Source organism: Parvibaculum sp. (assembly GCF_030694575.1).
Classification (GTDB): Bacteria; Pseudomonadota; Alphaproteobacteria; order Parvibaculales; family Parvibaculaceae; genus Parvibaculum.
The window spans coordinates 36,020-62,468 of sequence record NZ_JAUYUS010000100.1; the positions used below are offsets into that span (position 1 = coordinate 36,020).

Genomic DNA, 26,449 nt, shown 5'->3' on the forward strand with positions numbered 1-26,449 from the left:
CATGACAGAGCGCACTCTCCGCGACCGCGTGATGCTGATGCTCGCCAAGGCGCGAGCCCGCCTCTTCGACGATACGGGCGGCTTCCAGCGGGTGCAGATCGAAGTCCTGAAGGGCGAGGTCCGCGACGACGCAGTAAGGTTGCAGGAATACGGCTTCAGCTCGCATCCCTTCGCCGGGGCGACGGCTCTGGTCGCCTTCCTTTCCGGTAACCGCTCGCATCCGGTCATCGTCGCGCTTGACGATGCGGCGCGCCGAAGGAAGGGGCTCCAGCAAGGCGAGGTGATCATCTATGACGATCTCGGCCAGGAGGTGCATCTGACGCGCGACGGCATCTTCATTCGCGGCGCCGGCAAGCCGGTGACGATAACGAATGCCGGGAAGGTGCGGATGGAAACGCCGCTTCTCGAAGTAACCGGCGAAATCCGCGACCTCTGCGATACGGGCACCGGCCAATCCATGAGCGGAATGCGTTCCGTCTACAACGGCCACACGCACCCGGAGAACAATATCGGCAGCACCGACGACCCGAACCAGAAGATGTCTGGCACATGATCGCACTCGAATGGAACGAGAGATTTCAGGCGGCCGACCTCGTGAACACGGGGAGCGGGCTCGCGCGCGACGACACGCTTGCGACCGCCATCATCGTTTCGCTCTTCACCGATGCACGCGCCCGGCCGGACGATATTCTTCCTTCCGGCGAAAGCGACCGGCGCGGCTGGGTTGGCGACACGCTCTCGGAGGATGGCGACCGCATCGGTTCGCGCCTCTGGCTTCTCCGCCGCGCCAAGCAGACCGAAGAGACCCGCCGCCGTGCGATCGACTATGCGCGCGAAGCTCTCGCATGGATCGTAAAGCGCGGTCTTGCCCGCACGATCGAGGTCTCCGCGCAATGGATCGGGCGAGGTCTTCTCGCCCTTTCGATTGCAATCGTCATGCCCGGCTCGCAAACCGAAACCTATTCTCACATCGTTTCGGCAGGTGCCTGATGCCTTTGCCGCGCTCCACACCGCCGCAAATTCGCGATCGCATGGCCACCGAGATGGAGACCGTTATCAGCGGCAGCGATCCGCGTTCCACGCGAAGCGTCGAAGGCGCTCTCATCCGCGCGGTTGCCCTGGTATCGCACGAGCTGCAAGGCCGGATCGAATATGTCTTCCGGCAACGCTTTCCCGACACGGCAGAGGACGAATATCTGGAGCGGCATGGCGCTCTCTGCCGCCCTATCGTGACACGAGGAGCTGCCATCGCCGCATCCGGCTCCGCCACGCTCACGGGCGAGCCTGCAACGACGGTTCCCGCATGGACCGAGCTTCGCCGCAGCGACGACGAGCGCTATGCGACACTCGACGACGCGACGATGGACGGGGCCGGCGCCGCGACGGTGGAGATCACCGCCCTCGTCGCCGGCGCGGCGGGCAATACGGCGGCTGGAACCAAACTCACTTTCATCTCACCGGTCGCCGGCGTCCAGTCGCAAGCCACGGTCGCCGCGCCTGGCATAGGCGGCGGTGCGGATATCGAACGCGACGAATCTCTCCGCGCGCGCATCATCGAGCGATTGCAGGAAGAAGCAGACGGCGGCAACAATGCGGATTGGCGCGGCTGGGTGCAGGAAGTCGTCGGCGCGACACGCGTCTGGCCCTACCCGCTTCATATGGGGCCGGGCACCGTCGGCGTCACGTTCATCATGCCGGACGGTTCCATGCCAGACGCTCCGACGCTCGAAGCGGTAGCGGCCAATCTGCATGTGAAGCGGCCGGTGACGGCAACCCTTCACCTCTTCGCGCCCGCCGTCACTGCAATCGACCTCACAATCGAGATATCGCCGGACACGGCGGCCGTGCGCGCCGCCGTCGAAGCCGAAGCCGCCGACTTCTTCATCCGCGAGGCCGAACCGGGCGGGACGCTTCCACGCTCGCGGCTCTCCGATGCCATCTCTTCGGCGACGGGCCAGTATTCGCACAAGTTCGTCGGCGTGCCCGAGGAAATCACGACTGCGGCCGGTCACATCGCTCGTCTTGGCGCAATCACCTGGGCGGCGCCATGAATGCGGACGCTTACAAGGAACTCCTTCTCTCCCTGCTTCCGACAGGCACCGCATGGCCGCGCGAGGAGGGAAGCATGTTGCGGGCACTTGCCGAAGCGCCAGCGCAGGAGCTTGCGCGCGTGGACGCCCTCCTCTCGCTGCTCGAAGACGAGCTGGACCCGAACACGACCGACATTGCACTGCCGGAATGGGAAGGTGCCTATGGCCTTCCGGACGCCTGTGCTGGAGAGGATCAACCGTTCGAGGCGAGACGAGAGCGTGTCGTCCAGAAGGTCACGACAAAAGGCGGACAGTCCATCCCCTTCTTTGTCGGCCTCGCCGCCGCTCTTGGCTATGAGGTGACGATTACGGAATTCCTTCCGTTTAGCTGCGAAAGCGACTGCGAGGATATTCTCTATACCGAGGATTGGGCCCACGCTTTCCGCGTGAATGCCCCCGAAGTCACCGTCAGGGAAGCAACCGTCGATATGTCGTGTGAAGACCCGCTCAGGTCATGGGGCAATGAAGTGCTGGAATGCGCGCTCCGCCGTCGCACGCATTCGCATTCCATCATTCAATTCGGCTACGGAGACGCGGAATGAAGCGTATCAACACGGCAACAAAAGCCGTCGACCTGTTTGGACCGGGGAAGCACGGCTTCAAGCCCGGCAACGTTCTCGGGGGCGAGTCGCCTACCAAGCTCTCTGCCGAATGGTTCAACGCCATACAGGAAGAAGCCGCCAATCTTGTGGAACAACTCTTCGGCGCGGAGCTTGACGGCGAAGCCGTAAACCAGCTCGCGACACTCTTCGCGGCGAAGTTCGCGACGCTTGCTCCCTTGCATGACGCGCCGCTTACCGGCATCCCGACCGCGCCGACGGCGGCGCCGGGAACCGACACAAACCAGATCGCGACGATGGCCGCCGTCAAAGCCGCGCTCAATGATCTCGTCGGCGCCGCGCCGGGTGTGCTCGACACTCTCGAAGAATTCGCCATCGCGCTCGCGAACGACCCGAACTTTGCCGCGACGCTCACCGCCTCTCTTGCGCTGAAAGCGCCCCTCGCTTCTCCGGCTTTGACCGGCGACCCGACAGCGCCGACGCAGGCATTGGGCGATGATTCCACGCGGCTTGCGACAACCGCCTTCGTGGCCGCCGCGCTTGCGGCCGTCTATTCGCCGCCCTTTGAGAGCGCGGAGATTGCCTTCGCGCCGGGCGCCTCGTTCCGCGCGCTCGCGCATGGGTTGGGCTCAAGGCCGATGACGGTTCGATCCTTCCTCCGTTGCAAGACCGCCGACTTGGGATATCAGGTCGGCGACGAAGTTCCTGTCATGATTTCGACCGGTGGCACGACCTCCTACAACATAACGGCATACGCCATCGACGAAACCTATCTCGGCTACATCATCGGCTCCGGGCTGCACATTCACAGACTGAGCGACGGCGCCATCGTCGACAACTCAGCGAATGCCGCGCGATGGCGCTATTTCATTCGCGCGTGGAAGGTATAGTCCCATGACCAAACTCAAAATGCCGCTCGACAATAACGCTCACCCGGTCCCGGTTCTCGCCGCGCGCGGCGGTGGGGCGAAGCAAGGCAGCGCGCAAGCGGCGTCATCCACAATCGGGCCGTTCGGCGCAGGTACGCGCGTCATCGAAATCTACGCGGACGAAAAAATCCGGTACGAAATCGGCGGCGAGGACGTGGAAGCAAGCGGCACGTCGCATCTTCTCGCTGCGGGCGAGCGTCACACGCGCGCGGTGCCAGAAGGTCACACACACGTCGCCATCATTCGCGTCGGCGCGGCCGACGTGCCAGTGGATGTGTCGGAGCTTGAGTAGGCGCATGCTTCCGCTCGCGACATTTCAGACCCGCCAACGGCGGCTGACGCGCTATCCCTGGCTGATCCCGAATGCCGTTTGGGGCTTCAAAACCCATAACCTCACGGCGCCGCAATTCTGGCGAAACGATCAGCCTTCCGCCCTCGCCGACGTGCTTGCGAACACGCGCGCGGGCGATGCGATCAAGGCGGACGTTGCTTTCAATCACCATGTGTTCGGCACCAATGCGCCCGCCATCCTCGGAGGGCTCGGGCTGGACTGCTGGGGCCAATTCAGTTCTCGGCTGGCTAACGGTCACAACCTTGCGGCGGCTGGTTGGGGCAGTGTCGGCGGGCTGACGGTCGCCGATCTCGGGCCGTCGCCGCTCGGAGTGTTCCAGCGTGCGCGCCTGGCGAGCGGCGGTGCCACTGCGGACCGTCGGCGGCAGACAGCGAACATGTCGGCGGGCGTCAAATACTACGTGACGGCTCTTTACGAGCCGGAAACCAGCGGCAACTTCCGCGTTCAGGGCTTCGGCGGAGGCGACAACATCGTGATCGTCGGAAGTCCCGGCAACCCGAATACCAGCACTAACTCAGGCGGTTTGCTTGGGGGGCTGGCGGAGGTCAACGTCGTCGGGAACCTTTGGCATCGCAGCTTCTTCTGGACCCCTTCCGTAAACACAAACTATGAGTGGAACGTCGGCCCGCAGTCGGGTGTCGAAGGAGCATCGGTCATCGTGCATGGCTTCGATGTCGTGGCGGCCGGCATCGCGACACCGTGGATCAGCAATGCGTCGCCCGCTCCCACACGCTTCGCCGATGCACTGAGCATCCCGGACTTCCCGTCGATTGTCTCCACCCATGGCTTGCAGGATGGCTTTGCGGGGCGCGACACCGTCAATCTGGCGCGGCTGGGCGACAGCAGCAATCGTTACATCTGGAGCTACGGCACCGTCACCGATGGAGTGCGCTTGTTCTACACGACCGCCAATCTGCTGAGGATGGAAACCCGCAAAGGAGGCTCGGCCGTCGGACTCGTCACCACGTCGGCTGTGAACGCGCCTGGCGTCTGGACCATCGATTATCAATGCAAGCCCGGTGCATACTGGATGAGGATCAACGGCGGCGACCAGATTGCGCCTTTGTCGGGCGCGGGGGAGACCCTTCCTGACATTTCCGGCGAGCGGGCCATCGGCCGGTTGGTCACAAACAGCAATTCCTACTTCAGGGGCGCGATCCTCTCTTCTCAGATTGCGAGGGCGGCATGAGCGAGGTCATTTATCGCCTTCGCGCCGAAAGCGAAGCCGCGCTGATAGCGATGCTGGAAGCCGCGCGAGCCGACCTCGTGGTCACGGACGAAGAGGGCGTGAAGCACGTTGCCGAAAACCTCGTCAAGCGGCCCTACCCGGAAATGGTCGACGGTGAACCTGTCGTCGACGAAGAAACCGGCGAGACCACCACGCCGATAGAGCCGACAGGATATTGGCGCTGCGCAGCGCGTCTCGCGGAATCGGATGCGGAGCTTTCCGCCGTCTCGTTCCAAGAGATCGAGATATCGGAATGACTTCCGTGATGCCCGAAGAAGGCTAGCAACCGAGCATGGTAAAGATCGACACCACCGTGGCGGCCGCCGTCGCTGCAAAGGCGACAGTAGCGACCGATAAAATCCAGAGCCGTCGACGGCGCGTAAGACGCTGTTGCATGGAGGCTGACTGATGGCACAGATTCTATCGCTTGAAAAGGTACGCAGTGATCCGCTCCGCTGCCCTGGCATCGGCCGGGACAGCGAGAACCCCAAGACCTTAGTCATCTACCTCAATCGGCGGGCCACCGACGACGAGATGCGCTTCCTCCATGAAGTCCTTCAGCGCGCCGCGCCTAGCGCGCCGAAGGACGATTAGGAAGAGCTTCCGCTCTTTGACATCGTGAATCTGGTTAGCTGCCCAGCGCTGCGCGGCAAAAGGCGAGCGACGAACGCAGATTGTCGTCGTCCGCACAATATGTTGCCGCCGCCTTCTTGCCGAGCGGAGTTGCGGTCACGGTCGCGAGGTTGAGAAGCTGGTCGAAGCCGATGCCCTCCCAGTTCACTTGAACATAGTCCTCCGGCTTGATCTCCAGGACGAAGGCCAGGCCGACACCGGAGTTGCCGTATTTGTCCGTCGTGGGCGTCCAGGCGGCCAAAGAAAAACCCTCAACGGGAACCCCGCTCTTCGTCGCATACCGGCCTATGTCGTTTAGCTGCATGCCGAGCCCTGACACATAGGAGGATGTTGACCATATGGCGGTGGGCTTGTAGGTCGCGGCGATCTGGAACTTGCCGTTGCGGTCCTCCAGCTCGACCGTGATATCGGCCATCTTTTCGACGGCCGCCTTGAGCGTTTCGGCTGGATCGGCCGGCGGCGCTGGCTGGGGCTCAGGCTCCGGCTCTGCGGCGGCCGTGTCGATTACGGGTTCTTCTCCGGCCACTTCCCCCTCGGGAGGAAGGGAGTTGCCAAATGCAGCGAAGAGAATTGCTGCCAGAAAGCCATAAATGAAGCCAACACGGCCGCGCGTGCGGGGCTCGCCGAAAAGGACGAGCCGAGGCCGGACAAGGCCAACGGTCAAAACGATGAGGGTGATCAGCAACAGCACGGTAAGGATATCGGTCATGGCAGCTCCCCAGCTAAGAAACGGAACCGGGACTTTAGCATGGCCCGCACCGGAAGTTTCACCCTCCGAGAAGCCAAAAATCCAGCGATTGGGAAGCTTTTCACCGTGCCAAATCAGGCGCAAAAAAGTGCCAAATCGCGCGCCGCGCTACAAGATAAAGCGTCCGGTCCCGGAATCGGGCCAATTTGTCTGACCAATTTGTCTGACATGTATCGGGGGGATGGCGGAGAGGATGGGATTCGAACCCACGGTACAGCTTTACACTGTACAACGGTTTAGCAAACCGCCGCCTTCAGCCACTCGGCCACCTCTCCGGCTCCCCGTGTATGCCCAAGATTGGGCGCCGCATCAAGCGCGATTCCGGGCAAGGCCCCGGGCTCGTCAGCCTTTCGGCTTGCCGTGGTAGCGAATAAGCCCTTCCTGCGCTACCGAGGCGACGAGCTTGCCGTCCCGCGTGTAGAGGCTGCCCCGGTTGAAACCGCGCGCGCCCGAGGCGCTCGGGCTGTCCTGCGTATAAAGCAGCCACTCGTCGCTCCGGAATGGCGCATGGAACCACATAGCGTGGTCGAGGCTCGCGGACTGCAGCTTCCCCGACAGCCAGCTCACCCCGTGTGGACGGATGCAGGTATCGAGCAGCGTCATGTCCGAAGCATAGGCGGCGATGCACTGGTTGAGCGCGATGTCGTCGCCGACGCTCTTGCGCGCCCGAAACCAGACATGCTGAAACGGCTCCATCGGCGCCGGATCGATATAGTCCTGCGGATTGACCGGACGGATTTCGATCGGCCGCGGACGCGCGAAATGCTTTGCAATTTCCGGCGGCAGCCGCGACTCGATGGCTTTCCTCAGTTCCCGCTCGTTCGGCAGGTCTTCCGGCTGCGGCACATCGGGCATCGTGCTCTGGTGCTCGAAGCCCGTCTCCGGCGTCTGAAACGACGCGGCCAGATTGAATATCTGCTTTCCGTGCTGGATGGCGACGACCCGCCGCGTGGTGAAGCTCTTGCCGTCGCGCGCGCGATCGACCTCATAGACGATCGGCACCTTCGGATCGCCCGGCCGGATGAAATAGGCGTGAAGCGAATGACAGACCCGCTCCTCCACCGTCCGGTACGCGGCGACCAGCGCCTGCCCGATCACCTGCCCGCCGAACACGCGCTGCCAGCTCACATCGGGGCTGTGGCCCCGGAACAGGTTCATCTCGATCCGCTCGAGATCGAGAAGCTCGATCAGGTCTTCGACGGCGGACTGGTCGGCTTCGGGGGAATTGTCGGTCATGGCCTCTCCTGCGGCGCGGGCGCTACGGAAGGCCGGAACATAAGCGCAAGGCCCGGCGCTGTCACCGGCTTTGGCTGAACCGCAAAATACAAGGAAATGCGAGCCGTTACTGGTGGGCCAGCCACTCGCGCGCCTGGCGTTGCGCCTCGGCGATCTGCGCCGGCGTCATCTCGACCGTCAGCTCCGCCCGGCATGTCCGCGCGGGCAGACTGCCCTGCATCGCCGCCAGGTTGAACCACTTGTGAGCCGTAACGAGATCCACCTCGACGCCGTTACCGGTCGAATACATCAGCCCCAGATTATAAAGCGCATCACACTTGCCACCTTCGGCGGCAAGCTCGCCTTTCTCGAGCGTATCGAGCTGCATGCGAGCCATGTGCGTTCTCTCCTCAGGATATCGGCTTCAAGCCCAGTGATTGCCGTATCGGCGGAACGTCGAGTTCTGCCCCCCGCAATCAATTTCCATGACCCCGCTGAAAAAATGGTTAACGGCCGCCCTCATGTTTCCTCATGGTGAGCGGCCGTTAAAGAATCCATCGAGAGATCGGCCGTCCTCAGACCTTCGGAACCGCCATGCCGCGCTGCACCGCCGGCCGCGCGCCGACGGCGGCCAGCCAGCGTTTCACATTCGCGCCCTCACCCACAATTTCGGGCTTCCCCTGCGCGATCAGGTCGAATGCGACCGCGAGCCAGGGATATGTCGCCATGTCGGCAATGGAGTAATCGCCACCCATATATTCGGCCTTGCCGAGCCGTGTATCGAGCACCTTGATGAGGCGCGCCGCTTCGGAAATGTAGCGATCGATGGCGTAGGGAATTTTCTCGGGCGCCGCATTGACGAAGTGGCTGGCCTGCCCAAGCATCGGCCCGACGCCACCCATCTGCCACATCAGCCATTCGAGCGTCTTCGCGCGTTGCTCGCCTTTGGCGGCGAGGAACTTGCCGGTCTTCTCCGCGAGATAGAGGAGGATGGCGCCGGACTCGAACACGGAAAGCGGACCGCTGTCGGCGTCGCGATCGACGATGGCGGGGATGCGATTGTTGGGGCTGATCTTCAGGAAGGCCGGTTCGAACTGCTCGTTCTTGCCGATGTTGACGGCATGCACTTCATAGGGAAGCCCTGTCTCCTCGAGCATGATGGAGACCTTGCGGCCGTTCGGCGTCGTCCATGTGTAGAGATCGATCATCGTTCTCGCCTTTCGCATATGCGAGAAGCGCACGGATCGTGCCGCCCCCCGCCGGATATCTGGTCGCCGGGATATGGGGAGGGCACCGCGCGTCGGCGAGATAAAAAATCCGGCACGGACAGCGAAACGTCAGTACTCGACCGTCAATTCGACGTGATGATGCCGGTGTTTCGCGCAGACATATGGCCGCAGGCTGTATTCGCCCGCCGCAAGTTCGAGTCCCAGCGCCTGCTGCGGCAACAGGAAATCGCCAACCGACTCACCCTCGGCATTCAGGATGGAGAAGCCGTAAGTCGCATCCATCACCCGCACCACCTTGCCCGCGCGCGGCAGTACCAAGCTGCGTCCCCACGCCTGCTCGGTGCCATAGGCGTCTTTCATCTGCAGCGTACCCGTCGCCGTCACGGTTTCCGCCGAGGCGGCACCCGTCAACGCCGCACCGGCCAGCGCCAGTCCGGCAATCGCCGCAATCGTCGGTCGTTTTCGCATCGGGCAACCTCGCAAAGCCTGAACGCACCGCGTGAAAGGCAAACAGCGCCCCCGGTTTCCCGGAAGCGCTGCAAGCTTATCATATGAGGAGGGGCCGTTAAGCCCCGCACCCTCTTATTGTGCGCGTTGTCCGAAAAGGATCTTGCGAGCCTTCTCGGCTTCCTTGGATTCGTCACCGATGGTGCCCCGGCGCCAATCGCGACCGAGGGCAAATCCCCGTCTGACGGCCGGGCGGGCACTGACCCGCTCGAACCAGTCTTTCAGGAATGGGAAATCGTCGATCTGCTGGCCCTGGTTCTTGTAGGGTACGATCCAGCCCCAGCAGGCCATATCCGCGATCGAGTAGCGGCCGGCGAGGTAGTCGCGGTCCTTCAGGCGCTTGTTCATCACGCCGTAGAGCCGGTTGACCTCGTCGGTATACCGTTTGATCGCATAGGGGATCTTTTCCTGAGCGTACTGACGAAAATGATGGGCTTGGCCCGCCATGGGACCAAGCCCAGCCATCTGCCAGAACAGCCATTGGTCGACCTCAACTCTCGAGCGCTCGCTGTCGGGATAGAATTTCCCTGTCTTGCGCCCGAGATATTGAAGGATTGCCCCCGACTCGAAGATCGAGATCGGTTTCCCCCCTGGACCGCCGGGGTCCACGATGGCCGGCATCCGATTGTTCGGCGCGATCTTCAGAAAGGATCGCTTGAACTGATCGCCAACACCGATATTCACCGGCTTGACCTCGTAAGGCAGCTTGCATTCCTCAAGCATGATCGAAACCTTCCAGCCGTTAGGTGTCGGCCAGTAGTAGAGATCGATCAGCTTGGCGTCGCCCCGCTTTGTCGCGGGACTCCGCCTCGCTGAGGAATGTTTCGCCGCTGCCTTCGCAGGCTTCGGCCGGCGTCTATCGCTCATTGCGGCGCTTTAGGCCGCCTTCTTGCGAGCTGCGGGCTTGCGCTTCGCAGCAGGCTTCTTGGCGGCGGGCTTGCGCTTCGCCGGTGCCTTCTTCGCGGCGGTCTTGCGAGCAGCCGGCTTCTTGGCGGTCGTCTTCTTCGCGGCGGGCTTGCGCTTCGCCGGCGCTTTCTTGGCGGCCGTCTTCTTGGCTGCGGGCTTCTTCGCAGCCGGCTTCTTCTTGGCTGCGGGCTTCCGCTTCGCAGGCGCCTTCTTGGCGACGGTCTTCTTCGCCACGGCCTTCTTCACGGTCTTCTTGGCAGCGGGCTTCTTCTTCGCTGCCGGCTTCTTCTTGGCCGGGGCCTTCTTCGCGGCCGTCGTCTTGGCGGCGAGCTTCTTCACGGTCTTCTTCGCAGCCGGCTTCTTCTTGGCTGCGGGCTTCTTGGCGGCCGGCTTTTTGGCGGCGGCGGCCTTCGGCTTAGCTTTCGTCTTCGTGGTGGTAGCCATGTTTCTCTAGCTCCTGATGTGCCGTTTTGTTTGGCGACAATCCATTTACTCGCAACGCACACATTGCTGGCGCCCTCGTACCCCTCAGGCGCTCGCGAATAATATGAGCGCCGAATTTGCGCTCGGCAACACAATGCAAAGGTTTTGTGCAAGCGCGCCCGTTCCCACTCTTCAGGTAAAGTGGTTTACAAACGGTTCACTTGGGGGCCGAAATTTTCGTCAGCCGTCGGACGATAGCCCGAGTTTTCGCGCCAGAATTTCGTTCACGACGCGCGGATTAGCCTTGCCAGACGTGGATTTCATGATTTGACCGACAAACCATGCGGCAAGTTGAGGCTTGACTTTTGTTTGCTCGACTTTATCGGGGTTTGCGGCGATGACGGCGTCGATCGCGGCCTCGATTTCCCCAAAATCCGTGACTTGCTGCAGGCCTTCATCCTTGACGATTTTGGCCGGGTCTCGACCCGTTTTGTACATCGAATCAAAAACCTGCTTCGCGATTCGCCCCGAGATCGTCCCGTCCGAGATGAGATCGATGAGCTCTCCGAGCTGTTTTGCGGTCACCGGAGTCTCCTCGATGGAGTGCCCTTCGCGGTTCAGCGCGCCGAAGAAATCGCCCGTCACCCAGTTCGCCGCGAGCTTCGCATCGCGCCCTTTCGCGACCGCTTCGAAGAAGTCGGCACGCGCCGCTTCGCCGACCAGCACGGTCGCGTCATATGGCGATAGGCCATACTCGGATATCAGCCGGGCCTTTTTCTCGTCCGGAAGTTCCGGCAGCGACGCCTTGATCGCGTCGACATCGTCCTGCAGCAGTTCCAGCGGCAGAAGATCGGGATCGGGGAAGTAGCGATAGTCATGCGCCTCTTCCTTGGAGCGCATCGAGCGCGTCTCGCCCGTCTTCGGATCGAAAAGCCGCGTTTCCTGCGAGATGCTGCCGCCTTCTTCCAGGATTTCGATCTGCCGGCGCGCCTCGTATTCGATCGCCTGCCCGATGAAGCGGATCGAGTTCACATTCTTGATTTCGCAGCGTGTGCCGAGCGGAGTGCCGGGCTTCCGCACCGAAACGTTAACGTCCGCGCGCAGGCTTCCTTCTTCCATGTTGCCGTCGCACGTGCCGAGATAGCGCAGGATCGTTCTGAGCTTCGTCACGTAAGCCCTTGCTTCGTCTGCGGAACGCATGTCCGGCTTTGAAACGATTTCCATCAGCGCAACGCCCGAACGATTGAGATCGACGAAGCTCATCGCCGGATGCTGGTCGTGCAGGCTCTTGCCCGCATCCTGTTCCAGGTGCAGCCGTTCGATACCGACCGTCACCGTCCGCCCGTCCTTCATGTCGAGCACGACTTCGCCCTCGCCCACGATCGGGTGTTTGTACTGGGAGATCTGGTAGCCCTGCGGCAGGTCCGGATAGAAGTAGTTCTTCCGGTCGAACACCGAGCGCAGGTTGATCTGCGCCTTGAGGCCGAGCCCGGTCCGCACCGCCTGCTCCACGCAATAGCGGTTGATGACCGGCAGCATGCCCGGCATCGCCGCGTCGACGAAGCTCACCTGCGTGTTCTGCTCCGCGCCGAACTTGGTGGAAGAAGCCGAGAAAAGCTTGGCGTTCGACGTCACCTGGGCGTGAACTTCGAGCCCGAGAATGATCTCCCAGTCGCCCGTCTGCCCTTTGATCAGGTCTTCCGGCCGCGCCTCGCGCTTGCGCATCGTGCGCTCGAAATCGCTCACCATCGTTGTCATGCTTTCCACCACGCTTCGGGTGCCGCCTTGAAATCCGCCGCCTGCTCGATCGCATAGGCCGCCTTGAGCAGCGTCTCTTCGTCGAATGTCCGCCCGATCAGTTGCAGTCCGAGCGGCAGTCCGTCGCTCGAAAGCCCGGCGGGAACCGAAATGCCCGGCAATCCGGCCAGGTTCACCGGCACCGTGAACACGTCGTTCAGGTACATCGACAGCGGATCGTCGGTTTTTTCGCCGATGGCGAACGCCGCGGAGGGCGCCGTCGGCGTCAGCAGCACGTCGACCTCGGAGAACGCTTCCGCGAAATCCCGCGCGATCAGCGACCTCACCTTCTGCGCCTTCAGGTAATAGGCGTCGTAATAGCCCGCCGACAGCACATAGGTGCCCATCAGCACGCGCCGCCGCACTTCCGCGCCGAAGCCCGCCGCCCGCGTCTTCTCGTACATGTCCGTGATGTCGTGCCCGTCCACCCGCAGCCCGTACCGCACGCCGTCATAGCGCGCGAGGTTGGAGGAGCATTCGGCGGGCGCCACGATGTAATAGGTCGGCAGCGCATATTTGGTATGCGGCAGGCTCACTTCCTTGACCGTCGCACCGGCCGCCTTCAGCCACTCGATGCCGCGCGTCCAGAGTTCGTCGATCTCGCCCGGCATGCCGTCGACCCGGTATTCCTTCGGAATGCCGACGCTGAGGCCCTTGATGCTCTGCCCGAGTACCGCCTCGTAGTCCGGCACCGCGCGGTCGACGCTCGTCGTGTCCTTCTCGTCATGTCCCGCCATGGAACCCAGCATGATCGCCGTGTCGCGCACGTCGCGGCCGATCGGCCCCGCCTGGTCGAGCGACGAGGCGAACGCGACGATCCCCCAGCGCGAGCAGCGCCCGTATGTCGGCTTGAGGCCCACCGTGCCCGTGAACGCCGCCGGCTGGCGGATGGAGCCGCCCGTATCCGTCGCCGTCGCCGCGAGGCAGAGCCCCGCCGCCACCGCCGCCGACGAACCGCCCGACGAACCGCCGGGCACAAGCTTCGCATCCGATCCCTTGCGCCGCCACGGATTGACCACGGAGCCGTAATGGCTCGTCTCGTTCGACGAACCCATGGCGAACTCGTCATTATTGAGCTTGCCGAGCATCACCGCCCCGTCGCGCCACAGATTGGCGGTAACGGTCGACTCGTAAGCCGGCTTGAACCCGTCGAGGATATGGCTGCACGCCGTCGTCAGCACGTCCTTCGTGCAATAGAGATCCTTGATGCCGAGCGGCAGCCCTTCCAGCGGTCCGCCCTCGCCCTTCGCGAGCTTCGCGTCGGACGCCTTCGCCATCTCCATCGCCTTGTCGGCCGTCACCGTCACATAGGCGTTGAGCGGCGCGGCGGCCTCCATCTCCTTGAGATAGGCGCCGGTCAGCTCCGTGGAGGTGATCTCTTTCTTCTTCAGCGCGTCGCGCGCGCCGGCGAGCGTCAGTTTTGTCAGGTCGCTCATCGCTTACTCCACCACCTTCGGCACCACATAGAACCCGTCCTCGGAGTTCGGCGCGTTGCGCGTCACTTCCGCCTGCAGGTTCTGCACGGCCACCACGTCGTCCCGCATCTTCATGGCGACGGCGACGGCGCTCGTCATCGGCTCCACGCCCGACGTGTCCACCTCGCCGAGTTGCTCCACCCAGTCGAGAATGCCGTTGAGTTCCTTCGCAAGCGCTTCCAGCTCATCGTCCCGCACGGCTATCCGCGCAAGCCGGGCGATGTGCCGGACCGTTTTCTGATCGACCGACATGGGTCCGCCTTTGTTGGTGGTCGGAAAGGGGCCGGCGAAGGCCGGAAGCCTGCGGGCGCCCCTTGCTCGTTGAATCGCGGGGGAACATAACAAGCCGAGGCCCCGCGCCGCAACGGCGCACCTCTATATATATGTACCCGCCGATTGCCTCCCGCGCGCGCCCCGCCTATGGTCCGCGCGTCGGATATTATTCAAGGATCGCAACCACTTGAGCCCCAATCTGAAGTCATTGTGCGAAGTTCGTCAGTAGCTTGTGGGATATGACGAAATTGCGCACCATCGCTCGGGAGCAAAGCTTGGCCGTGCAATGGGAGGGCTCCGTGGATCACTTTGCACTTTTGTTTCGTCTAAACTCAAACCATTGGAAGGATTGGCGATCAGACCTAAGAGACCATCCAGAGCAATGGTTTCGTACGGGCCGCCGACGGCCACAGGAAATATCGGCAGGCATTCCTGCGATCATTCTTGGAACCGGCTCGCTAGGGCTCGTCGGCTATGGCAAGACGATTTCGGCGGTCCACACCAAAAGCGACCCCAATTGGCATCTAGCACCGAAGGAGCATCAAGACTGGTACAAGCAATCCGAAAGTCGGGTAGAGGTTCGAATCGTGATCGCCAGATGCCCGCTGGAACGCTTAATCTCCAATTCGGTTGTCGATCACATTCGTCGAACTCGCCGGGAAACCGCAACTTGGCTTACTTCCGAGCAATACCGCGAATTTCGCTCAATGATGCCGTGATCACCTTGACGCCTACATCAATCAATCACGCCCGCCGTTGGGGCGTCAGCACTTGAGCCCCAATCTGAAGCCTCTGGAAGAGCTGAAACCCGGCCTGAAGCGCAACCAGCGCCTGATCGGCGTCGATCTCGGCTCGAAAACCATCGGCCTTGCCCTCTCGGACGTCTCCCTTTCGATCGCCAGCCCGCTCGAAACCATCCGCCGGACGAAGTTCACCGCCGACGCAGAACGCCTCATCGCGCTCGCGAAGCAGCACGACGCCGGGGCCCTCGTCTTCGGCCTGCCGCTCAACATGGACGGCACCGAGGGGCCGCGCTGCCAGTCCACCCGCGCCTTCGTCCGCAATCTCGAAAAACTGACCGATCTGCCCATCGCCTTCTGGGACGAGCGCCTCTCCACCATGGCCGTCACCCGCACTCTGCTCGACGCCGACGCCAGCCGCGCGCGCCGTGCCGAACTCGTGGACAAGATGGCCGCCGCCTACATCCTCCAAGGCGCCCTCGACCGCCTGCGGAAGCTCTGAGCCAGCATCATCATTGCGAGAAGCGCGACAGCGCGGCGAAGCAATCCAGGGGCGGCAAGGGCAGAGCTGCAATTCTTCTACAATCTCGTCCCGGCCGGTCTCTAGCCTTTCTCCCGAGCCGCCTTCAGCAGCGGCTCGTTGCTGAGAACGGTCATGTCGCCACTCGCCTTCGCAGCGAGCTTTCCATCCGGCGTCGTGAACGTCACGTCGACATGCACGCTTTTCTTCGCGCGGTTGACGACCCTGCCCTCGATTTTCACGGGCCCCGCCGCAATCGGCCGGAAGAACCGAATTTGCATGTCGCTGGTTCGGAGACTCTCATGATCTTCCAGCACCGTCATTGCCGTGAAAGTGAACACCTGGTCCGCCAGCACACCGACATAGCCGCCGAACAACACATTGGCCGGATTGAGCATGTCGGGATCGAGTTCCCATTCCTTCCGCACATACCCGGGCGACCATTCCGCGATGCGGCCGATATTGAGCCGTTGCACGACCTTCGGCAGTTCCGACGATCCGTCGATATTCCGATCGATTTGCTCCGCCCACCATCCCATAGCCTGCCCCCCCATCATCTGGTACGACAGAAAAACACCGCCGCAATCCGACAAAAATAAGGCGGGAGATAAAGACTGGACCTGCCCATGCTCCCCATCCTGAACGCCCTCGTCCCCGTCTTCCTCGTCATCGCGCTCGGCTTCGTCATCCGCCGCAAGGATTTCCCGGGCGAGGCGCTCTGGGCGCCGCTCGACCAGATCAACTACTACGTCCTCTTTCCGGCGCTGCTCTGCTACACGCTCGCCGTCGCCGACATCGCGCTTGGCGAAGTCGGCGCGATGGCTGCCGCGCTCGCCGCCGGCATGATGGCGATGGTTGTCGTGCTGATGCTCTCGAAGCGCTTCCTCCCCATGACCGGCCCGGAATTCTCGAGCGTCTTCCAGGGCGCCGCGCGCTGGAACAGCTTTGTGGCGCTTGCCGCCATCGCCTCGCTATGGGGAAAGCCGGGCCTCACGCTCGCCGCCGTCGCGGTCGCGGTGATGGTGCCCATCGCCAACATCGTCTCCGTCACCGTGCTGACGCGCTATGCGGGCGCGACGCCCGCCGGCCCCGCCACGGTCGCGAAGCTCCTCTCGCGAAATCCGCTGATCCTCGCCTGCGCGGCGGGCATCGCGCTCAACCTCACCGGCATCGGCCTCCCCGGTCCGCTCGCCACCACCTTCAAGATCGTCGGCGACGCCTCGCTCACCCTCGGCCTCCTCGCCGTCGGCGCCGGCCTTCAGATCGTGAACGTGCTCGAAAAGAAATGGATCGTGCTCTACACGAGCTTCCTGAAGCTCATCGCGATGCCTTTCATCATGATGGGCTTCTGCCTCGTCTTCGGCGTCGAAGGCTTGCCCCGCCTCGTCGTCCTCATCTGCGCCGCCGTCCCCGGCGCCACATCCTCCTACATGCTCGCCCGCCAGCTCGGCGGCGACATGCACCTGATGGCGAGCCTCATCACCGGCGGCACTATCCTCGCCGTCGTCACGATGCCGCTGATGTTGTGGTTGCTGGGGTAGCTAGGCCACCCGCGCCCGCTCCACGATCGCGGCAATATCCGCCCCCGCCGGCAGCGTCCCGTACAAATCCCCCCAGTCGCGCCCGAGCCTCGTCTGGCAATAGGCATCCGACACGAACGACGGCGCGTGCTGCAGCAGCACCGAACCCGCCGCCACTTTCGCCATCTGCTCCACCACCTGCCTTGAGCGCCCCTCCAGCGAGCCGAAATCCGCGAACGCCTCCTTCAGCGCGTCGAGTGCGCCGTCATAAGCCGCATTCGCGCCCTTCGCCTTGTCGAGTTCCGCGAACACGACATCGAGCGCCTGCGGCTCGCGCATCAGCGCGCGCAGCACGTCGAGGCACATGACGTTCCCCGACCCCTCCCAGATCGCGTTCACCGGCATCTCGCGATAGATGCGCCCCGCAATGCCCTCCTCGACATAGCCATTGCCGCCGAGACACTCCATCGCCTCATAGGCGAGGTTCGGCGCGCGCTTGCAGACCCAGTATTTCGCCACCGGCGTCATGATCCGCCGGAACGCCGCCTCTGCCTCGTCCTCATGCGCCCGGTCGAACGCGCGTGCCACGCGGAAGGAAAGCGCCGTCGCCGCTTCGGTCTCCAGCGCAAGATCGGCCAGCACATTCGCCATCAGCGGCTGGTCGATCAATTTCTTCTGGAACACGGTGCGATACGAACAATGATGCACGGCCTGCGATACCGCCTGCCGCATCATCCCCGCCGTCGCCACCGCGCAGTCGAGCCGCGTATAGGTCGCCATCTCGATGATGTTGCGCACGCCCCGCCCCTCCTCGCCGATCAGCCAGCCGCTCGCCGCCTGGAACTCGACCTCGGAAGAGGCATTCGACTTGTTCCCCACCTTGTCCTTCAGCCGCTGGATGCGGATCGCGTTCGGCTCGCCGTCCGGCGTGAAGCGCGGCATCAGGAAACAGGAAATGCCCCCACCTTTTCCATTCAAGGAGGGCGCCTGCGCCAGCACCAGAAACGCGTCGCACATCGGCGCCGAGAAAAACCATTTATGCCCAGTGATGCGATACTCCGCCCCCGGCCCGCCGCCATTGACCGGCACAGCCTCTGTCGTATTGGCGCGCACATCCGTCCCGCCCTGCTTCTCCGTCATCCCCATGCCGAGCGTCACGCCGCGCTTTTCCGCCGCCGGTATAAACCGCTCGTCATACTCGCGAGAGAGAATCCGCGGAATCCATTCCTTCGCCAGCGATGGCTGGAACAGCAGCGCCGGCACGGCGGCATTCGTCATGGTGATCGGGCAGCCATGCCCCGCCTCCACCTGCGTCATCATGTAGGTGCCGGCAAGCCGCGCCACGACGGCGCCCGGCTTCGGCTTCGCGGCGAGCCCGTCCTTGAGGTGGTCCCAAGGGGAGCCATGCAGCCCCTGAGCGACCGAAATCGCCATCAGCTTGTGATAGGACGGATGAAACTCCACCCGGTCCGCCCGGTGCCCGAACCGGTCGAAGCTCTTCAGCACCGGCAGATAGGCATTCGCCTGCCGCCCGAGATCGATCGTCTCTGCGCTCCCCACAATCTTCCCGAATGCCGTCAGCGACGCCTCCGCATCGCCCGCCCCCTCGCGCTTCACGGTCTCGCGCAGCGCCTTGTCGGCGGTAAAGAGGTTCACATCCTCCAGCGGCGGCGGCTGGTTGAACACCTCATGGGTCGCGAAATCCGCAGGCGTTTCCACATGCTTGTCCATCGGGCGCTCCTCTTCTTGCGAAAGGTCGTTAACCGAAGCCTATCACCCGCCCTCCGGCCCGGCCAATTCCACCTTGCCGCACTCCGGAATCGGCCCTATACAATGCGGCTTTAATGACCAGCGCTGAAAAACAGCTCCCGCCCCTCTTCCCGCACCGGCATCTGCTGGGAATAGAGGGCCTTTCCCCCGACGACATCACAAGCCTTCTCGATCTCGCCGATACCTATGTCGAGCAGAACCGCCAGGTCGACAAGAAGGGCTCCGTCCTTCGCGGCCGCACCCAGATCAATCTCTTCTTCGAGGCCTCCACCCGCACGCAAAGCTCCTTCGAGCTGGCGGGCAAGCGCCTCGGCGCCGACGTCATGAACATGTCGGTCTCCTCCTCCTCCGTAAAGAAGGGCGAGACGCTGATCGACACGGCGGTGACGCTGAACGCGATGCACCCCGACCTCATCATCATTCGTCACCAGAATTCCGGCGCGGTTGAGCTTCTCTCGCAGAAAGTCTCCTGCTCGGTCATCAATGCGGGCGACGGCGCGCATGAGCATCCGACCCAGGCATTGCTCGACGCACTCACCATCCGCCGCCGCAAGGGCCGCCTTCAGGGGCTCACCGTCGCCATCTGCGGCGACATCCTCCACAGCCGCGTCGCCCGCTCCAACATCCTGCTGCTGAACGCGATGGGCGCCCGCGTCCGCGTCGTCGCGCCGCCGACGCTCCTCCCCGCCGGCGTGGAGCGCCTCGGCGTCGAAGTCTTCCACGACATGATGAAGGGCCTCGAAGGCGTCGACATCGTGATGATGCTCCGCCTCCAGCTCGAGCGCATGGCCGGCTCCTACGTGCCCAGCCAGCGCGAATATTTCCACTTCTACGGCCTCGACTACGCCAAGCTCGCCGTCGCGAAGCCGGATGCGCTCGTCATGCACCCGGGCCCGATGAACCGCGGCGTCGAGATCGACAGCGCCGTCGCCGACGACATCGACCGCAGCCTCATCCGTGAACAGGTGGAAATGGGCGTCGCCGTCCGCATGGCCGTGCTCGACGCCCTCTCGCGCAACCTGCCGAATGAGTTGCCTCTCGCCGGAGGCCGCTCATGAGCCGCACCGCCTTCGTCAACGCCCGCCTCCTCGACCCCGCCAGCGGCTACGACGCCAAGGGCGGCCTTCTCGTCGAGGACGGCCGCATCGCCGATCTCGGCCCGCAACTCTTCAATGACGGCCTGCCGGAAGGCGCCGAAGTCGTCGACTGCAACAACCGCGTCCTCGCGCCCGGCCTCATCGACTGCCGCGTCTTCACCGGCGAGCCCGGCGCCGAGCACCGCGAAACGCTCGCGCTCTCCAGCCAGGCGGCAGCGGCAGGCGGCGTCACCACCATGATCGTGATGCCGAACACCGATCCCGTCATCGACGACGTCGCACTGGTCGATTTCATCGAGCGCCGCGCCCGCGCGACGGGCGTCGTCAACGTCCACACCATGGCCGCGCTCACCAAGGGCCTCCACGGCGAACAGATGACCGAGATCGGCCTCCTGCGCGACGCCGGCGCGGTCGGCTTCACCGACGGCGTGAAATCCGTCGCCAACGCACAGGTCATGCGCCGCGCCCTGAGCTACGCCGCTCATTTCGGCGCCCTCGTCGTCCAGCACGCCGAAGAGCCGACGCTCGCCACCGGCGTCATGAACGAGAGCGAGCTCGCCGGCCGCCTCGGCCTCGCCGGCATCCCCGCTGTCTCCGAAACAATCATCATCGAACGCGACCTTCGCCTGCTCGAAACGACCGGAGGCCGCTATCACGTCTCGCAGGTCTCCTGCGAGGCATCGGTGGACATCATCCGCCGCGCCAAGACGCGCGGCCTCCCCGTCACCTGCGGCGTCTCCGCGGCCCATCTCCAGCTCAACGAAAACGACGTCCAGAGCTACCGCACCTTCTTCAAGCTCTCGCCGCCGCTCCGCTCCGAGCAGGACCGCAAGGCGCTCGTCGCGGGTCTCGCCGACGGCACCATCGACGTCGTCGTCTCCGGCCACGATCCGCAGGACCCGGAAGTGAAGCGCCGCCCCTTCGCCGAGGCGAATTTCGGCGCCATCGGCCTCGAAACGCTGCTGCCGGCCGGCCTCGCCCTCGTCCACAACGGCGACCTGCCGCTCGGCCGCTTCCTCGCCGCCCTCACCTGCATTCCCTCCGACCTGCTCGGCCTCGGTCGCGGCCGCCTCGCCACCGGCCTCCCCGCCGATCTCGTCCTCATCGATACGGACGTGCCTTGGCGCCTCGATCCCGCTAGGCTCAAATCGATCTCGAAGAACACACCCTTCGAGGACCGCCTCTTCCAGGGCCGCGCCTTGCGCACCATGGTAGGCGGCCGCATGGTCTATGTTCACGGGGAAGACGCAGACCGATAATCTGTCGAACAATCTGAGGGATTGTTTGAAGGGGTACGGGGGAGGATACCAACACAATGCCCGCTGAAATCGATTTCATGGCCGCCGCGCCGCTGCTGCTCGTCGCGCTCGCGCTCGGCTACTTGCTGGGCTCCATTCCCTTCGGCCTTCTGCTCACAAAGGCCGCCGGCCTCGGCGACATCCGCGACATCGGCTCGGGCAACATCGGCGCGACCAACGCGCTGCGCACCGGCAACCGCTGGGTCGCGATCGGCACGCTGATCGGCGACGCGGGCAAGGGCGCGGTCGCGGTTCTCGTTGCCGGCCTCCTCGCCGCCCGCACCGGCGTCGATCCCACATGGATGGTGAGCATCGCCGCGCTCGGTGCCTTCCTCGGTCACCTCTTTCCCGTCTGGCTCGGCTTCAAGGGCGGCAAGGGCGTCTCCACCTTCATCGGCATCCTGCTCGCGCTGCACTGGCCGGTCGGTCTTCTCTTCTGCGCCACCTGGGCGATCGTCGCCACCGTCTCGCGCTACTCCTCGCTCTCCGCGCTTGTCGCCGCGCTGCTCACGCCCGTCTATCTCGCCTGGCTCGACCAGTGGCATCTCGTCGGCCTCGGCGTTCTCCTCGTCATTCTCATCTACATCGCGCATCGCGATAATATCTCGCGGCTCCTCTCCGGCACCGAGTCGCGCATCGGGCAAAAGAAAACCGGGGCCTGACCGCGAATGGCATCGCCGCTCTCGCCCGCCGAGCGGCTTGCCCGTCTCCGCCTCGCCCGCAGCGAGAATGTCGGCCCCGTCACGTTCCGCGATCTTCTCGGCCATTTCGGCAATGCCGTCGCCGCGCTCGACGCGCTGCCCGAACTCGCGTCGCGCGGCGGCGCGAAGCGGCGGATAGAAATCGCAACCGCCGCCGACGCCGAAGCCGAATTCGCGAAGACGGAAAAATCCGGCGGCAGGCTTCTCGTCCTCGGCGACGAGGAGTTTCCTTTCAGGCTTGCCGCCGTCGATCCGCCCCCGCCGGTCATCTCGGTCGCGGGCGACGTCGCGCTCCTTGCGCGCAAATCCATCGCCATCGTCGGCTCGCGCAACGCTTCCGCCGCCGGCCGCCGCATCGCCGCCACCATGGCCGAAGCCCTGGCCGCCGAAGGCTTCGCCATCGTCTCCGGCCTCGCGCGCGGCATCGACACCGCAGCGCATCGCGCCTCGCTCGCCACCGGCACCGTCGCCGTCCTCGCCGGCGGCCTCGACATCGTCTACCCGGAAGAAAATCGGGACCTGCAAACCACGATCGCATCGCAAGGCGCGCTCGTCACCGAAATGCCGCCCGGCACCAGCCCGCAGGCACGTCATTTCCCGCGCCGCAATCGCCTGATCTCCGGTCTCTCTCTCGCCGTCGTCGTTGTGGAAGCCGCGCTGCGTTCCGGCTCGCTCATCACCGCGCGTTTCGCGCTGGAGCAGGGCCGCGATGTCTTCGCCGTGCCGGGCTCCCCGCTCGACCCGCGCGCGCAGGGCGCGAACCGCCTCATCAAGGAAGGTGCGCCGCTCGTCGAAAATGCCGCCGATGTAATTGCCGCTCTCGCCGAACCTCCGGGCCGCCGCTTCGGGGAGCCGGAACCTCCCTCCTGGGCACCGCGCGCCGCGCCCGGCATCCCCGACGACGAAGATGCCCGCGCGCGCATCCTCTCCGCGCTCGGGCCGACGCCAACGCCGCTGGATGACATCGTGCGTCAGTCGGGCGCTTCCGTACCGCTGGTGCGGTCGGTCCTTCTGGAACTGGAGCTTGCCGGCCGTCTCCACCGCGATCCCGGCGACCGGGTCAGCCTCCTTCCGGAGGCGTGACCCTCAGCGCTTGTCGGCGGTGCCCTTTTGCCCCGCGCCGGAGCGGCCAAGCGTCAGCAGCCGGGATTCCTCCGCTGCCACGCCTGTCAGGTAGGCGAGAAAGCTGAATCCCCTTGTTGCCGCCACCCGGCGCGCCGCGATCATCAGGTCGAGCAGATAGGCGGCCACCGCCTCGTCGTCTGCATCGGCCATCGGATCGGCCGGCTTCTGGTAATTTCTCAGCCTCAGGGGCTCCGCAGGCATGTCGCCGACTTGCGGCACGGTTTCGGCTCTCAGCAACGTCTTCCGCATTTTGACGATCCTGTGCTTCGTGCCCGCCGGCAGGCGAGCGATGCTGCCTCTCCCGGGTCGATCTACGCACGCCCAAGGAACTAGACCTTAAGTCTATAATATATTATGGCAACCGGTTTGTGCCGAATAGCCGACTTGGTTCATCCCGGACGGAAAACCGGCCTCCAGCTCGAAAACCCCTTCATTTCCGCGATATTTCCGCCGGATTTGACAGGCCCCGCCCTTTTCACCATGTTCAGCCGGCGGCTCAGGACGGCCGGATGCGGCGGCGCCTCTTGGCTTTTCCCGATTTTTCGGTGACAAGCGCGTCCGGTCTCTCTCGGGCCGGACCGTTTCCGCGCCCCGGTTCAGTCGCGTGCAGGCCACATTATAAGAGAGTTCAGCGGTTCCGATGGACGTCGTAATTGTCGAGTCGCCTGCCAAGGCGAAAACCATCAACAAATATCTCGGCAAGGACTTCAAGGTCCTGGCCTCCTACGGCCATGTCCGCGACCTGCCCTCGAAGGACGGCTCCGTCCTCCCCGACCAGGACTTCGCGATGGCCTGGGACGTGGACGCCAAATCCCAGAAGCGCCTCAACGAAATCGCCACCGCCGTGAAGGGTGCCAACCGTCTGATCCTCGCAACCGACCCGGATCGCGAGGGCGAGGCCATTTCCTGGCATGTGCTGGAAGTCCTGAACAAGAAGAAGGTGCTGAAGGACGTCGAAGTCCAGCGCGTCGTCTTCAACGCCATCACCAAGAAATCCGTTACCGAGGCGATGGAGCATCCGCGCGGCCTCGACAAGGAGCTGATCGACGCCTATCTCGCGCGCCGCGCCCTCGACTATCTCGTCGGCTTCACCCTTTCGCCCGTCCTCTGGCGCAAGCTTCCGGGCTCGCGCTCGGCCGGGCGCGTGCAATCCGTCGCGCTCCGCCTCATCTGCGACCGCGAACTCGAAATCGAGGCCTTCCGCGCCCGCGAATACTGGACCGTCGAAGCCGACATGAAGACGGGCGCCGACGCCGCCTTCGTCGCCCGCCTCGTCATGCTCGACGGCCGGAAGCTCGACAAGTTCGACATCCCGGACAAAAAGTCCGCCGACGAGATCGAAGCGCGCATCAAAACCTCGCGCTTCTCCGTGAAGTCGGTCGAGAGCAAGCCGACGCGGCGCAACCCGAACCCGCCCTTCACCACCTCCACCATCCAGCAGGAAGCCTCGCGCAAGCTCGGTTTCTCGGCGAGCCGCACCATGCAGGTCGCCCAGCGTCTCTATGAGGGCGTGGAGATCGACGGCGAAACGACGGGTCTCATTACCTACATGCGAACCGACGGCGTGCAGATCGCGCCGGAAGCGATCGCGCAGGCCCGCACCGTCATCAACAACGAATTCGGCGAGGCCTATCTGCCGGACGCGCCCCGCGTCTACACCACCAAGGCGAAGAATGCGCAGGAAGCGCATGAAGCGATCCGTCCGACCGATCTCGCCCGCCTGCCGAAACATGCCGCGAAATATCTCGACGACGACCAGCGCCGCCTCTACGAACTCGTCTGGAACCGCACCGTCGCCAGCCAGATGGAAAGCGTGCAGCTTGAGCGCACGACCATCGAGATCGAGGCGGACGACGCGCCCATCGGCCTGCGCGCCACTGGCTCCGTCATCGTCTTCGACGGTTTCCTGCGTCTCTACCAGGAAGGCCGCGACGAACCGGAAGAGGGCGAGGATGGCGGCCGCCTGCCGAAGGTCGCCCGCGGCGACAAGCTCGGCCTCGAGAAGGTCCGCCCCGAACAGCATTTCACCGAGCCGCCGCCCCGCTTCACCGAGGCGAGCATCGTCAAGCGTATGGAAGAGCTCGGCATCGGCCGTCCCTCGACCTATGCCTCGACGCTGCAGACGTTGCGCGACCGCGACTATGTCCATATGGACAAGAACCGCCTCGTGCCGCAGGACAAGGGCCGCCTCGTCACCGCCTTCCTCGAAAGCTTCTTCACCCGCTATGTCGAATACGACTTCACGGCGGAACTCGAGGAGAAGCTCGACAAGGTGTCGGCCGGCGAGCTCGACTGGAAAGATCTGCTGCGCGAATTCTGGAAGGAATTCACGGTCAACGTCGCCGAGGCGCTGGAGCTGCGCATCACCGAGGTGCTCGACCGTCTCAACGAAGTGCTCGGCCCCCATGTCTTCCCGGAAAAGGAAGACGGTTCCAGTCCTCGCGCCTGCCCGTCATGCGGCGACGGCATTCTTTCGCTCAAGGTCGGCCGCTTCGGCGCGTTCGTCGGTTGCTCGAACTATCCAGACTGCAAATTCACGCGCCAGCTCACTGTCGGCGCCGAAGGCGAGGAGCAGACGGGCGACCGCGTCCTCGGCACGGACCCTGAGACCGGCGCCGAAGTCTCGCTGAAAACCGGCCGCTTCGGTCCCTATGTCGAGCGTGCGCCGCTCGGCGAGGACGAAAAGCCGAAGCGCAGCGGCCTGCCCGCGAAAATGTCCGCCGCCGATGTCGATCTCGAAACGGCGCTGCGCCTTCTCACACTCCCGCGCGAAGTCGGCATCCATCCCGAAACCGGCAAGAAGATCACCGCCGGCCTCGGCCGCTTCGGTCCCTTCGTGCTCCACGACGGCACCTACGCCAATCTGAAAGACCCGGAAGAGCTTTTCGACATCGGCCTCAACCGCGCCGTCGCCGTCCTCGCCGAAAAGATCGTCCGCGCCGAGGAGCGCGCCGGCAAAATCCTGAAGGAACTGGGCGAGCATCCCGACACCGGCAAGCCCGTGCAGGTCCGCGAAGGCAAATACGGCCCCTACATCAAGCACGGCTCGACCAACGCGACGCTGCCCAAATCCGCCGATCCTTCCGCCGTAACGCTGGAAGAAGCATTGGCTCTCGTCGCCGAAAAAGACGCGAAGAGCGGCAAGAAGAAACCCGCTGCGAAGAAGGCGGCGAAAAAGCCCGCCGCCGAAAAGAAACCGGCCGCGAAGAAAGCGCCAGCGAAAAAGAAAGCGCCGGCGAAGAAGAAGGCGCCGGCGAAAAAACCGGCGGCGAAAGCAAGGAAGACCGACAAAGCCTCCGAACTGGCGGATTGA

General features: G+C 63.9%; 30 protein-coding genes and 1 tRNA gene. 17 read left to right on the forward strand and 14 right to left on the reverse strand.

Going from position 1 to position 26,449, the window contains the following annotated elements; genetic code table 11:
- Position 1 precedes the first annotated feature (1 nt).
- The 9 genes from Q8S60_RS14145 (at position 2) to Q8S60_RS14185 (ending at position 5,753) form a co-directional block, all read left to right on the forward strand.
- Positions 2-553 (forward strand): phage baseplate assembly protein V, encoded by a 552-nt coding sequence (locus Q8S60_RS14145; RefSeq protein ID WP_305668666.1) that lies wholly within the window; start codon positions 2-4, stop codon positions 551-553.
- A complete protein-coding gene (locus Q8S60_RS14150; RefSeq protein ID WP_305668667.1) occupies positions 550-990 on the forward strand; it encodes a phage GP46 family protein in 441 nt (146 codons plus the stop codon). Before Q8S60_RS14145 ends, Q8S60_RS14150 begins: the two co-directional genes overlap by 4 nt.
- Entirely contained in the window at positions 990-2,051 is a 1,062-nt protein-coding gene (locus Q8S60_RS14155; RefSeq protein ID WP_305668668.1) for a baseplate J/gp47 family protein, read from the forward strand. Before Q8S60_RS14150 ends, Q8S60_RS14155 begins: the two co-directional genes overlap by 1 nt.
- A complete protein-coding gene (locus Q8S60_RS14160; protein WP_305668669.1) occupies positions 2,048-2,632 on the forward strand; it encodes a YmfQ family protein in 585 nt (194 codons plus the stop codon). Before Q8S60_RS14155 ends, Q8S60_RS14160 begins: the two co-directional genes overlap by 4 nt.
- Complete coding sequence (locus tag Q8S60_RS14165) at positions 2,629-3,540, forward strand: hypothetical protein (RefSeq protein ID WP_305668670.1); 912 nt, start codon at positions 2,629-2,631, stop codon at positions 3,538-3,540. Before Q8S60_RS14160 ends, Q8S60_RS14165 begins: the two co-directional genes overlap by 4 nt.
- 4 nt (positions 3,541-3,544) lie before the next feature.
- Positions 3,545-3,871, forward strand: coding sequence for a hypothetical protein (locus Q8S60_RS14170; protein WP_305668671.1), 327 nt, complete (start codon positions 3,545-3,547; stop codon positions 3,869-3,871).
- A gap of 4 nt (positions 3,872-3,875) precedes the next feature.
- Positions 3,876-5,120 (forward strand): hypothetical protein, encoded by a 1,245-nt coding sequence (locus Q8S60_RS14175; protein ID WP_305668672.1) that lies wholly within the window; start codon positions 3,876-3,878, stop codon positions 5,118-5,120.
- Complete coding sequence (locus Q8S60_RS14180; RefSeq protein WP_305668673.1) at positions 5,117-5,416, forward strand: hypothetical protein; 300 nt, start codon at positions 5,117-5,119, stop codon at positions 5,414-5,416. Before Q8S60_RS14175 ends, Q8S60_RS14180 begins: the two co-directional genes overlap by 4 nt.
- A gap of 151 nt (positions 5,417-5,567) precedes the next feature.
- Complete coding sequence (locus Q8S60_RS14185; RefSeq protein WP_305668674.1) at positions 5,568-5,753, forward strand: hypothetical protein; 186 nt, start codon at positions 5,568-5,570, stop codon at positions 5,751-5,753.
- 34 nt (positions 5,754-5,787) lie between these two features.
- Here Q8S60_RS14185 and Q8S60_RS14190 read toward each other — a convergent pair whose 3' ends face one another.
- From Q8S60_RS14190 to gatC, 11 genes are all read right to left on the reverse strand, one after another.
- On the reverse strand, positions 5,788-6,501 hold the full coding sequence (locus Q8S60_RS14190; RefSeq protein WP_305668675.1) for a hypothetical protein: 714 nt from the start codon (positions 6,499-6,501) through the stop codon (positions 5,788-5,790).
- A 221-nt stretch (positions 6,502-6,722) separates the two neighbouring features.
- Positions 6,723-6,815 (reverse strand) — tRNA-Ser (locus Q8S60_RS14195).
- Between the two features lie 67 nt (positions 6,816-6,882).
- Positions 6,883-7,776, reverse strand: a complete 894-nt coding sequence (tesB, locus tag Q8S60_RS14200; RefSeq protein WP_305278158.1) for an acyl-CoA thioesterase II — start codon at positions 7,774-7,776, stop codon at positions 6,883-6,885.
- Positions 7,777-7,882: 106 nt separating this feature from the next.
- Complete coding sequence (locus Q8S60_RS14205) at positions 7,883-8,152, reverse strand: hypothetical protein (protein ID WP_305278159.1); 270 nt, start codon at positions 8,150-8,152, stop codon at positions 7,883-7,885.
- Positions 8,153-8,330: 178 nt separating this feature from the next.
- Complete coding sequence (locus Q8S60_RS14210; RefSeq protein WP_305668676.1) at positions 8,331-8,963, reverse strand: glutathione S-transferase N-terminal domain-containing protein; 633 nt, start codon at positions 8,961-8,963, stop codon at positions 8,331-8,333.
- 129 nt (positions 8,964-9,092) lie between these two features.
- Complete coding sequence (locus Q8S60_RS14215) at positions 9,093-9,452, reverse strand: hypothetical protein (protein WP_305278161.1); 360 nt, start codon at positions 9,450-9,452, stop codon at positions 9,093-9,095.
- Positions 9,453-9,566: 114 nt separating this feature from the next.
- Positions 9,567-10,214, reverse strand: a complete 648-nt coding sequence (locus Q8S60_RS14220) for a glutathione S-transferase family protein (RefSeq protein ID WP_370867298.1) — start codon at positions 10,212-10,214, stop codon at positions 9,567-9,569.
- 153 nt (positions 10,215-10,367) lie between these two features.
- Positions 10,368-10,841, reverse strand: a complete 474-nt coding sequence (locus tag Q8S60_RS14225; RefSeq protein ID WP_305278163.1) for a histone H1-like repetitive region-containing protein — start codon at positions 10,839-10,841, stop codon at positions 10,368-10,370.
- A 219-nt stretch (positions 10,842-11,060) separates the two neighbouring features.
- Positions 11,061-12,578, reverse strand: a complete 1,518-nt coding sequence (gene gatB / locus Q8S60_RS14230; RefSeq protein WP_370867299.1) for an Asp-tRNA(Asn)/Glu-tRNA(Gln) amidotransferase subunit GatB — start codon at positions 12,576-12,578, stop codon at positions 11,061-11,063.
- A complete protein-coding gene (gatA, locus tag Q8S60_RS14235) occupies positions 12,575-14,053 on the reverse strand; it encodes an Asp-tRNA(Asn)/Glu-tRNA(Gln) amidotransferase subunit GatA (RefSeq protein ID WP_305278164.1) in 1,479 nt (492 codons plus the stop codon). The genes gatB and gatA overlap by 4 nt, the downstream gene beginning before the upstream one ends.
- A gap of 3 nt (positions 14,054-14,056) precedes the next feature.
- Entirely contained in the window at positions 14,057-14,344 is a 288-nt protein-coding gene (gene gatC, locus Q8S60_RS14240) for an Asp-tRNA(Asn)/Glu-tRNA(Gln) amidotransferase subunit GatC (protein WP_305278165.1), read from the reverse strand.
- Positions 14,345-14,613: 269 nt separating this feature from the next.
- On the opposite strand from gatC, the gene Q8S60_RS14245 reads away from it, so the two are divergent.
- Positions 14,614-15,084, forward strand: coding sequence for a hypothetical protein (locus Q8S60_RS14245; protein ID WP_305668677.1), 471 nt, complete (start codon positions 14,614-14,616; stop codon positions 15,082-15,084).
- Positions 15,085-15,136: 52 nt separating this feature from the next.
- On the forward strand, positions 15,137-15,607 hold the full coding sequence (gene ruvX / locus Q8S60_RS14250; protein WP_305278166.1) for a Holliday junction resolvase RuvX: 471 nt from the start codon (positions 15,137-15,139) through the stop codon (positions 15,605-15,607).
- A gap of 101 nt (positions 15,608-15,708) precedes the next feature.
- Here ruvX and Q8S60_RS14255 read toward each other — a convergent pair whose 3' ends face one another.
- On the reverse strand, positions 15,709-16,164 hold the full coding sequence (locus Q8S60_RS14255) for a PaaI family thioesterase (protein WP_305278167.1): 456 nt from the start codon (positions 16,162-16,164) through the stop codon (positions 15,709-15,711).
- 87 nt (positions 16,165-16,251) lie between these two features.
- Here Q8S60_RS14255 and Q8S60_RS14260 point away from each other — a divergent pair, with 87 nt between their 5' ends.
- On the forward strand, positions 16,252-17,166 hold the full coding sequence (locus tag Q8S60_RS14260) for an AEC family transporter (RefSeq protein ID WP_305278168.1): 915 nt from the start codon (positions 16,252-16,254) through the stop codon (positions 17,164-17,166).
- Here Q8S60_RS14260 and Q8S60_RS14265 read toward each other — a convergent pair whose 3' ends face one another.
- On the reverse strand, positions 17,167-18,876 hold the full coding sequence (locus tag Q8S60_RS14265) for an isovaleryl-CoA dehydrogenase (RefSeq protein WP_305278169.1): 1,710 nt from the start codon (positions 18,874-18,876) through the stop codon (positions 17,167-17,169). It lies immediately after the preceding gene.
- A gap of 113 nt (positions 18,877-18,989) precedes the next feature.
- Between Q8S60_RS14265 and Q8S60_RS14270 the strand changes: the two genes are divergently transcribed.
- The 4 genes from Q8S60_RS14270 to dprA are packed head-to-tail and all read left to right on the forward strand — an operon-like array spanning position 18,990 to position 23,094.
- Positions 18,990-19,973, forward strand: a complete 984-nt coding sequence (locus tag Q8S60_RS14270; protein ID WP_305278170.1) for an aspartate carbamoyltransferase catalytic subunit — start codon at positions 18,990-18,992, stop codon at positions 19,971-19,973.
- The gene (pyrC, locus tag Q8S60_RS14275; RefSeq protein WP_305278171.1) at positions 19,970-21,271 is read left to right on the forward strand and encodes a dihydroorotase; all 1,302 of its coding nucleotides are present in this window, start codon (positions 19,970-19,972) and stop codon (positions 21,269-21,271) included. The genes Q8S60_RS14270 and pyrC overlap by 4 nt, the downstream gene beginning before the upstream one ends.
- Positions 21,272-21,327: 56 nt before the next feature.
- Positions 21,328-21,972: a glycerol-3-phosphate 1-O-acyltransferase PlsY gene (plsY, locus tag Q8S60_RS14280; RefSeq protein WP_305278172.1), complete on the forward strand. Its 645-nt coding sequence runs from the start codon at positions 21,328-21,330 to the stop codon at positions 21,970-21,972.
- Between the two features lie 6 nt (positions 21,973-21,978).
- The gene (gene dprA / locus Q8S60_RS14285; protein ID WP_305278173.1) at positions 21,979-23,094 is read left to right on the forward strand and encodes a DNA-processing protein DprA; all 1,116 of its coding nucleotides are present in this window, start codon (positions 21,979-21,981) and stop codon (positions 23,092-23,094) included.
- A 3-nt stretch (positions 23,095-23,097) separates the two neighbouring features.
- Here dprA and Q8S60_RS14290 read toward each other — a convergent pair whose 3' ends face one another.
- Entirely contained in the window at positions 23,098-23,385 is a 288-nt protein-coding gene (locus Q8S60_RS14290) for a hypothetical protein (protein WP_305278174.1), read from the reverse strand.
- 391 nt (positions 23,386-23,776) lie between these two features.
- Here Q8S60_RS14290 and topA point away from each other — a divergent pair, with 391 nt between their 5' ends.
- Positions 23,777-26,449 carry a type I DNA topoisomerase gene (topA, locus tag Q8S60_RS14295; protein WP_305278175.1) on the forward strand — a complete coding sequence of 891 codons (2,673 nt, stop codon included), beginning with the start codon at positions 23,777-23,779 and terminating at the stop codon, positions 26,447-26,449.

Coding starts and splice junctions, on each gene's coding strand:
- Q8S60_RS14155 (WP_305668668.1), top strand. CDS start 990: ATGCCTTTGCCGCGCTCCACACCGCCGCAAATTCGCGATCGCATGGCC.
- dprA (WP_305278173.1), top strand. CDS start 21,979: ATGGCATCGCCGCTCTCGCCCGCCGAGCGGCTTGCCCGTCTCCGCCTC.
- Q8S60_RS14220 (WP_370867298.1), bottom strand. CDS start 10,214: ATGCTTGAGGAATGCAAGCTGCCTTACGAGGTCAAGCCGGTGAATATC.
- Q8S60_RS14160 (WP_305668669.1), top strand. CDS start 2,048: ATGAATGCGGACGCTTACAAGGAACTCCTTCTCTCCCTGCTTCCGACA.
- Q8S60_RS14210 (WP_305668676.1), bottom strand. CDS start 8,963: ATGATCGATCTCTACACATGGACGACGCCGAACGGCCGCAAGGTCTCC.
- Q8S60_RS14260 (WP_305278168.1), top strand. CDS start 16,252: ATGCTCCCCATCCTGAACGCCCTCGTCCCCGTCTTCCTCGTCATCGCG.
- Q8S60_RS14255 (WP_305278167.1), bottom strand. CDS start 16,164: ATGGGATGGTGGGCGGAGCAAATCGATCGGAATATCGACGGATCGTCG.
- topA (WP_305278175.1), top strand. CDS start 23,777: ATGGACGTCGTAATTGTCGAGTCGCCTGCCAAGGCGAAAACCATCAAC.
- Q8S60_RS14170 (WP_305668671.1), top strand. CDS start 3,545: ATGACCAAACTCAAAATGCCGCTCGACAATAACGCTCACCCGGTCCCG.
- Q8S60_RS14205 (WP_305278159.1), bottom strand. CDS start 8,152: ATGGCTCGCATGCAGCTCGATACGCTCGAGAAAGGCGAGCTTGCCGCC.
- Q8S60_RS14225 (WP_305278163.1), bottom strand. CDS start 10,841: ATGGCTACCACCACGAAGACGAAAGCTAAGCCGAAGGCCGCCGCCGCC.
- pyrC (WP_305278171.1), top strand. CDS start 19,970: ATGAGCCGCACCGCCTTCGTCAACGCCCGCCTCCTCGACCCCGCCAGC.
- Q8S60_RS14175 (WP_305668672.1), top strand. CDS start 3,876: ATGCTTCCGCTCGCGACATTTCAGACCCGCCAACGGCGGCTGACGCGC.
- gatC (WP_305278165.1), bottom strand. CDS start 14,344: ATGTCGGTCGATCAGAAAACGGTCCGGCACATCGCCCGGCTTGCGCGG.
- Q8S60_RS14270 (WP_305278170.1), top strand. CDS start 18,990: ATGACCAGCGCTGAAAAACAGCTCCCGCCCCTCTTCCCGCACCGGCAT.
- Q8S60_RS14265 (WP_305278169.1), bottom strand. CDS start 18,876: ATGGACAAGCATGTGGAAACGCCTGCGGATTTCGCGACCCATGAGGTG.
- Q8S60_RS14215 (WP_305278161.1), bottom strand. CDS start 9,452: ATGCGAAAACGACCGACGATTGCGGCGATTGCCGGACTGGCGCTGGCC.
- Q8S60_RS14185 (WP_305668674.1), top strand. CDS start 5,568: ATGGCACAGATTCTATCGCTTGAAAAGGTACGCAGTGATCCGCTCCGC.
- Q8S60_RS14190 (WP_305668675.1), bottom strand. CDS start 6,501: ATGACCGATATCCTTACCGTGCTGTTGCTGATCACCCTCATCGTTTTG.
- gatB (WP_370867299.1), bottom strand. CDS start 12,578: ATGACAACGATGGTGAGCGATTTCGAGCGCACGATGCGCAAGCGCGAG.
- Q8S60_RS14290 (WP_305278174.1), bottom strand. CDS start 23,385: ATGCGGAAGACGTTGCTGAGAGCCGAAACCGTGCCGCAAGTCGGCGAC.
- Q8S60_RS14145 (WP_305668666.1), top strand. CDS start 2: ATGACAGAGCGCACTCTCCGCGACCGCGTGATGCTGATGCTCGCCAAG.
- plsY (WP_305278172.1), top strand. CDS start 21,328: ATGCCCGCTGAAATCGATTTCATGGCCGCCGCGCCGCTGCTGCTCGTC.
- gatA (WP_305278164.1), bottom strand. CDS start 14,053: ATGAGCGACCTGACAAAACTGACGCTCGCCGGCGCGCGCGACGCGCTG.
- Q8S60_RS14150 (WP_305668667.1), top strand. CDS start 550: ATGATCGCACTCGAATGGAACGAGAGATTTCAGGCGGCCGACCTCGTG.
- Q8S60_RS14165 (WP_305668670.1), top strand. CDS start 2,629: ATGAAGCGTATCAACACGGCAACAAAAGCCGTCGACCTGTTTGGACCG.
- tesB (WP_305278158.1), bottom strand. CDS start 7,776: ATGACCGACAATTCCCCCGAAGCCGACCAGTCCGCCGTCGAAGACCTG.
- Q8S60_RS14180 (WP_305668673.1), top strand. CDS start 5,117: ATGAGCGAGGTCATTTATCGCCTTCGCGCCGAAAGCGAAGCCGCGCTG.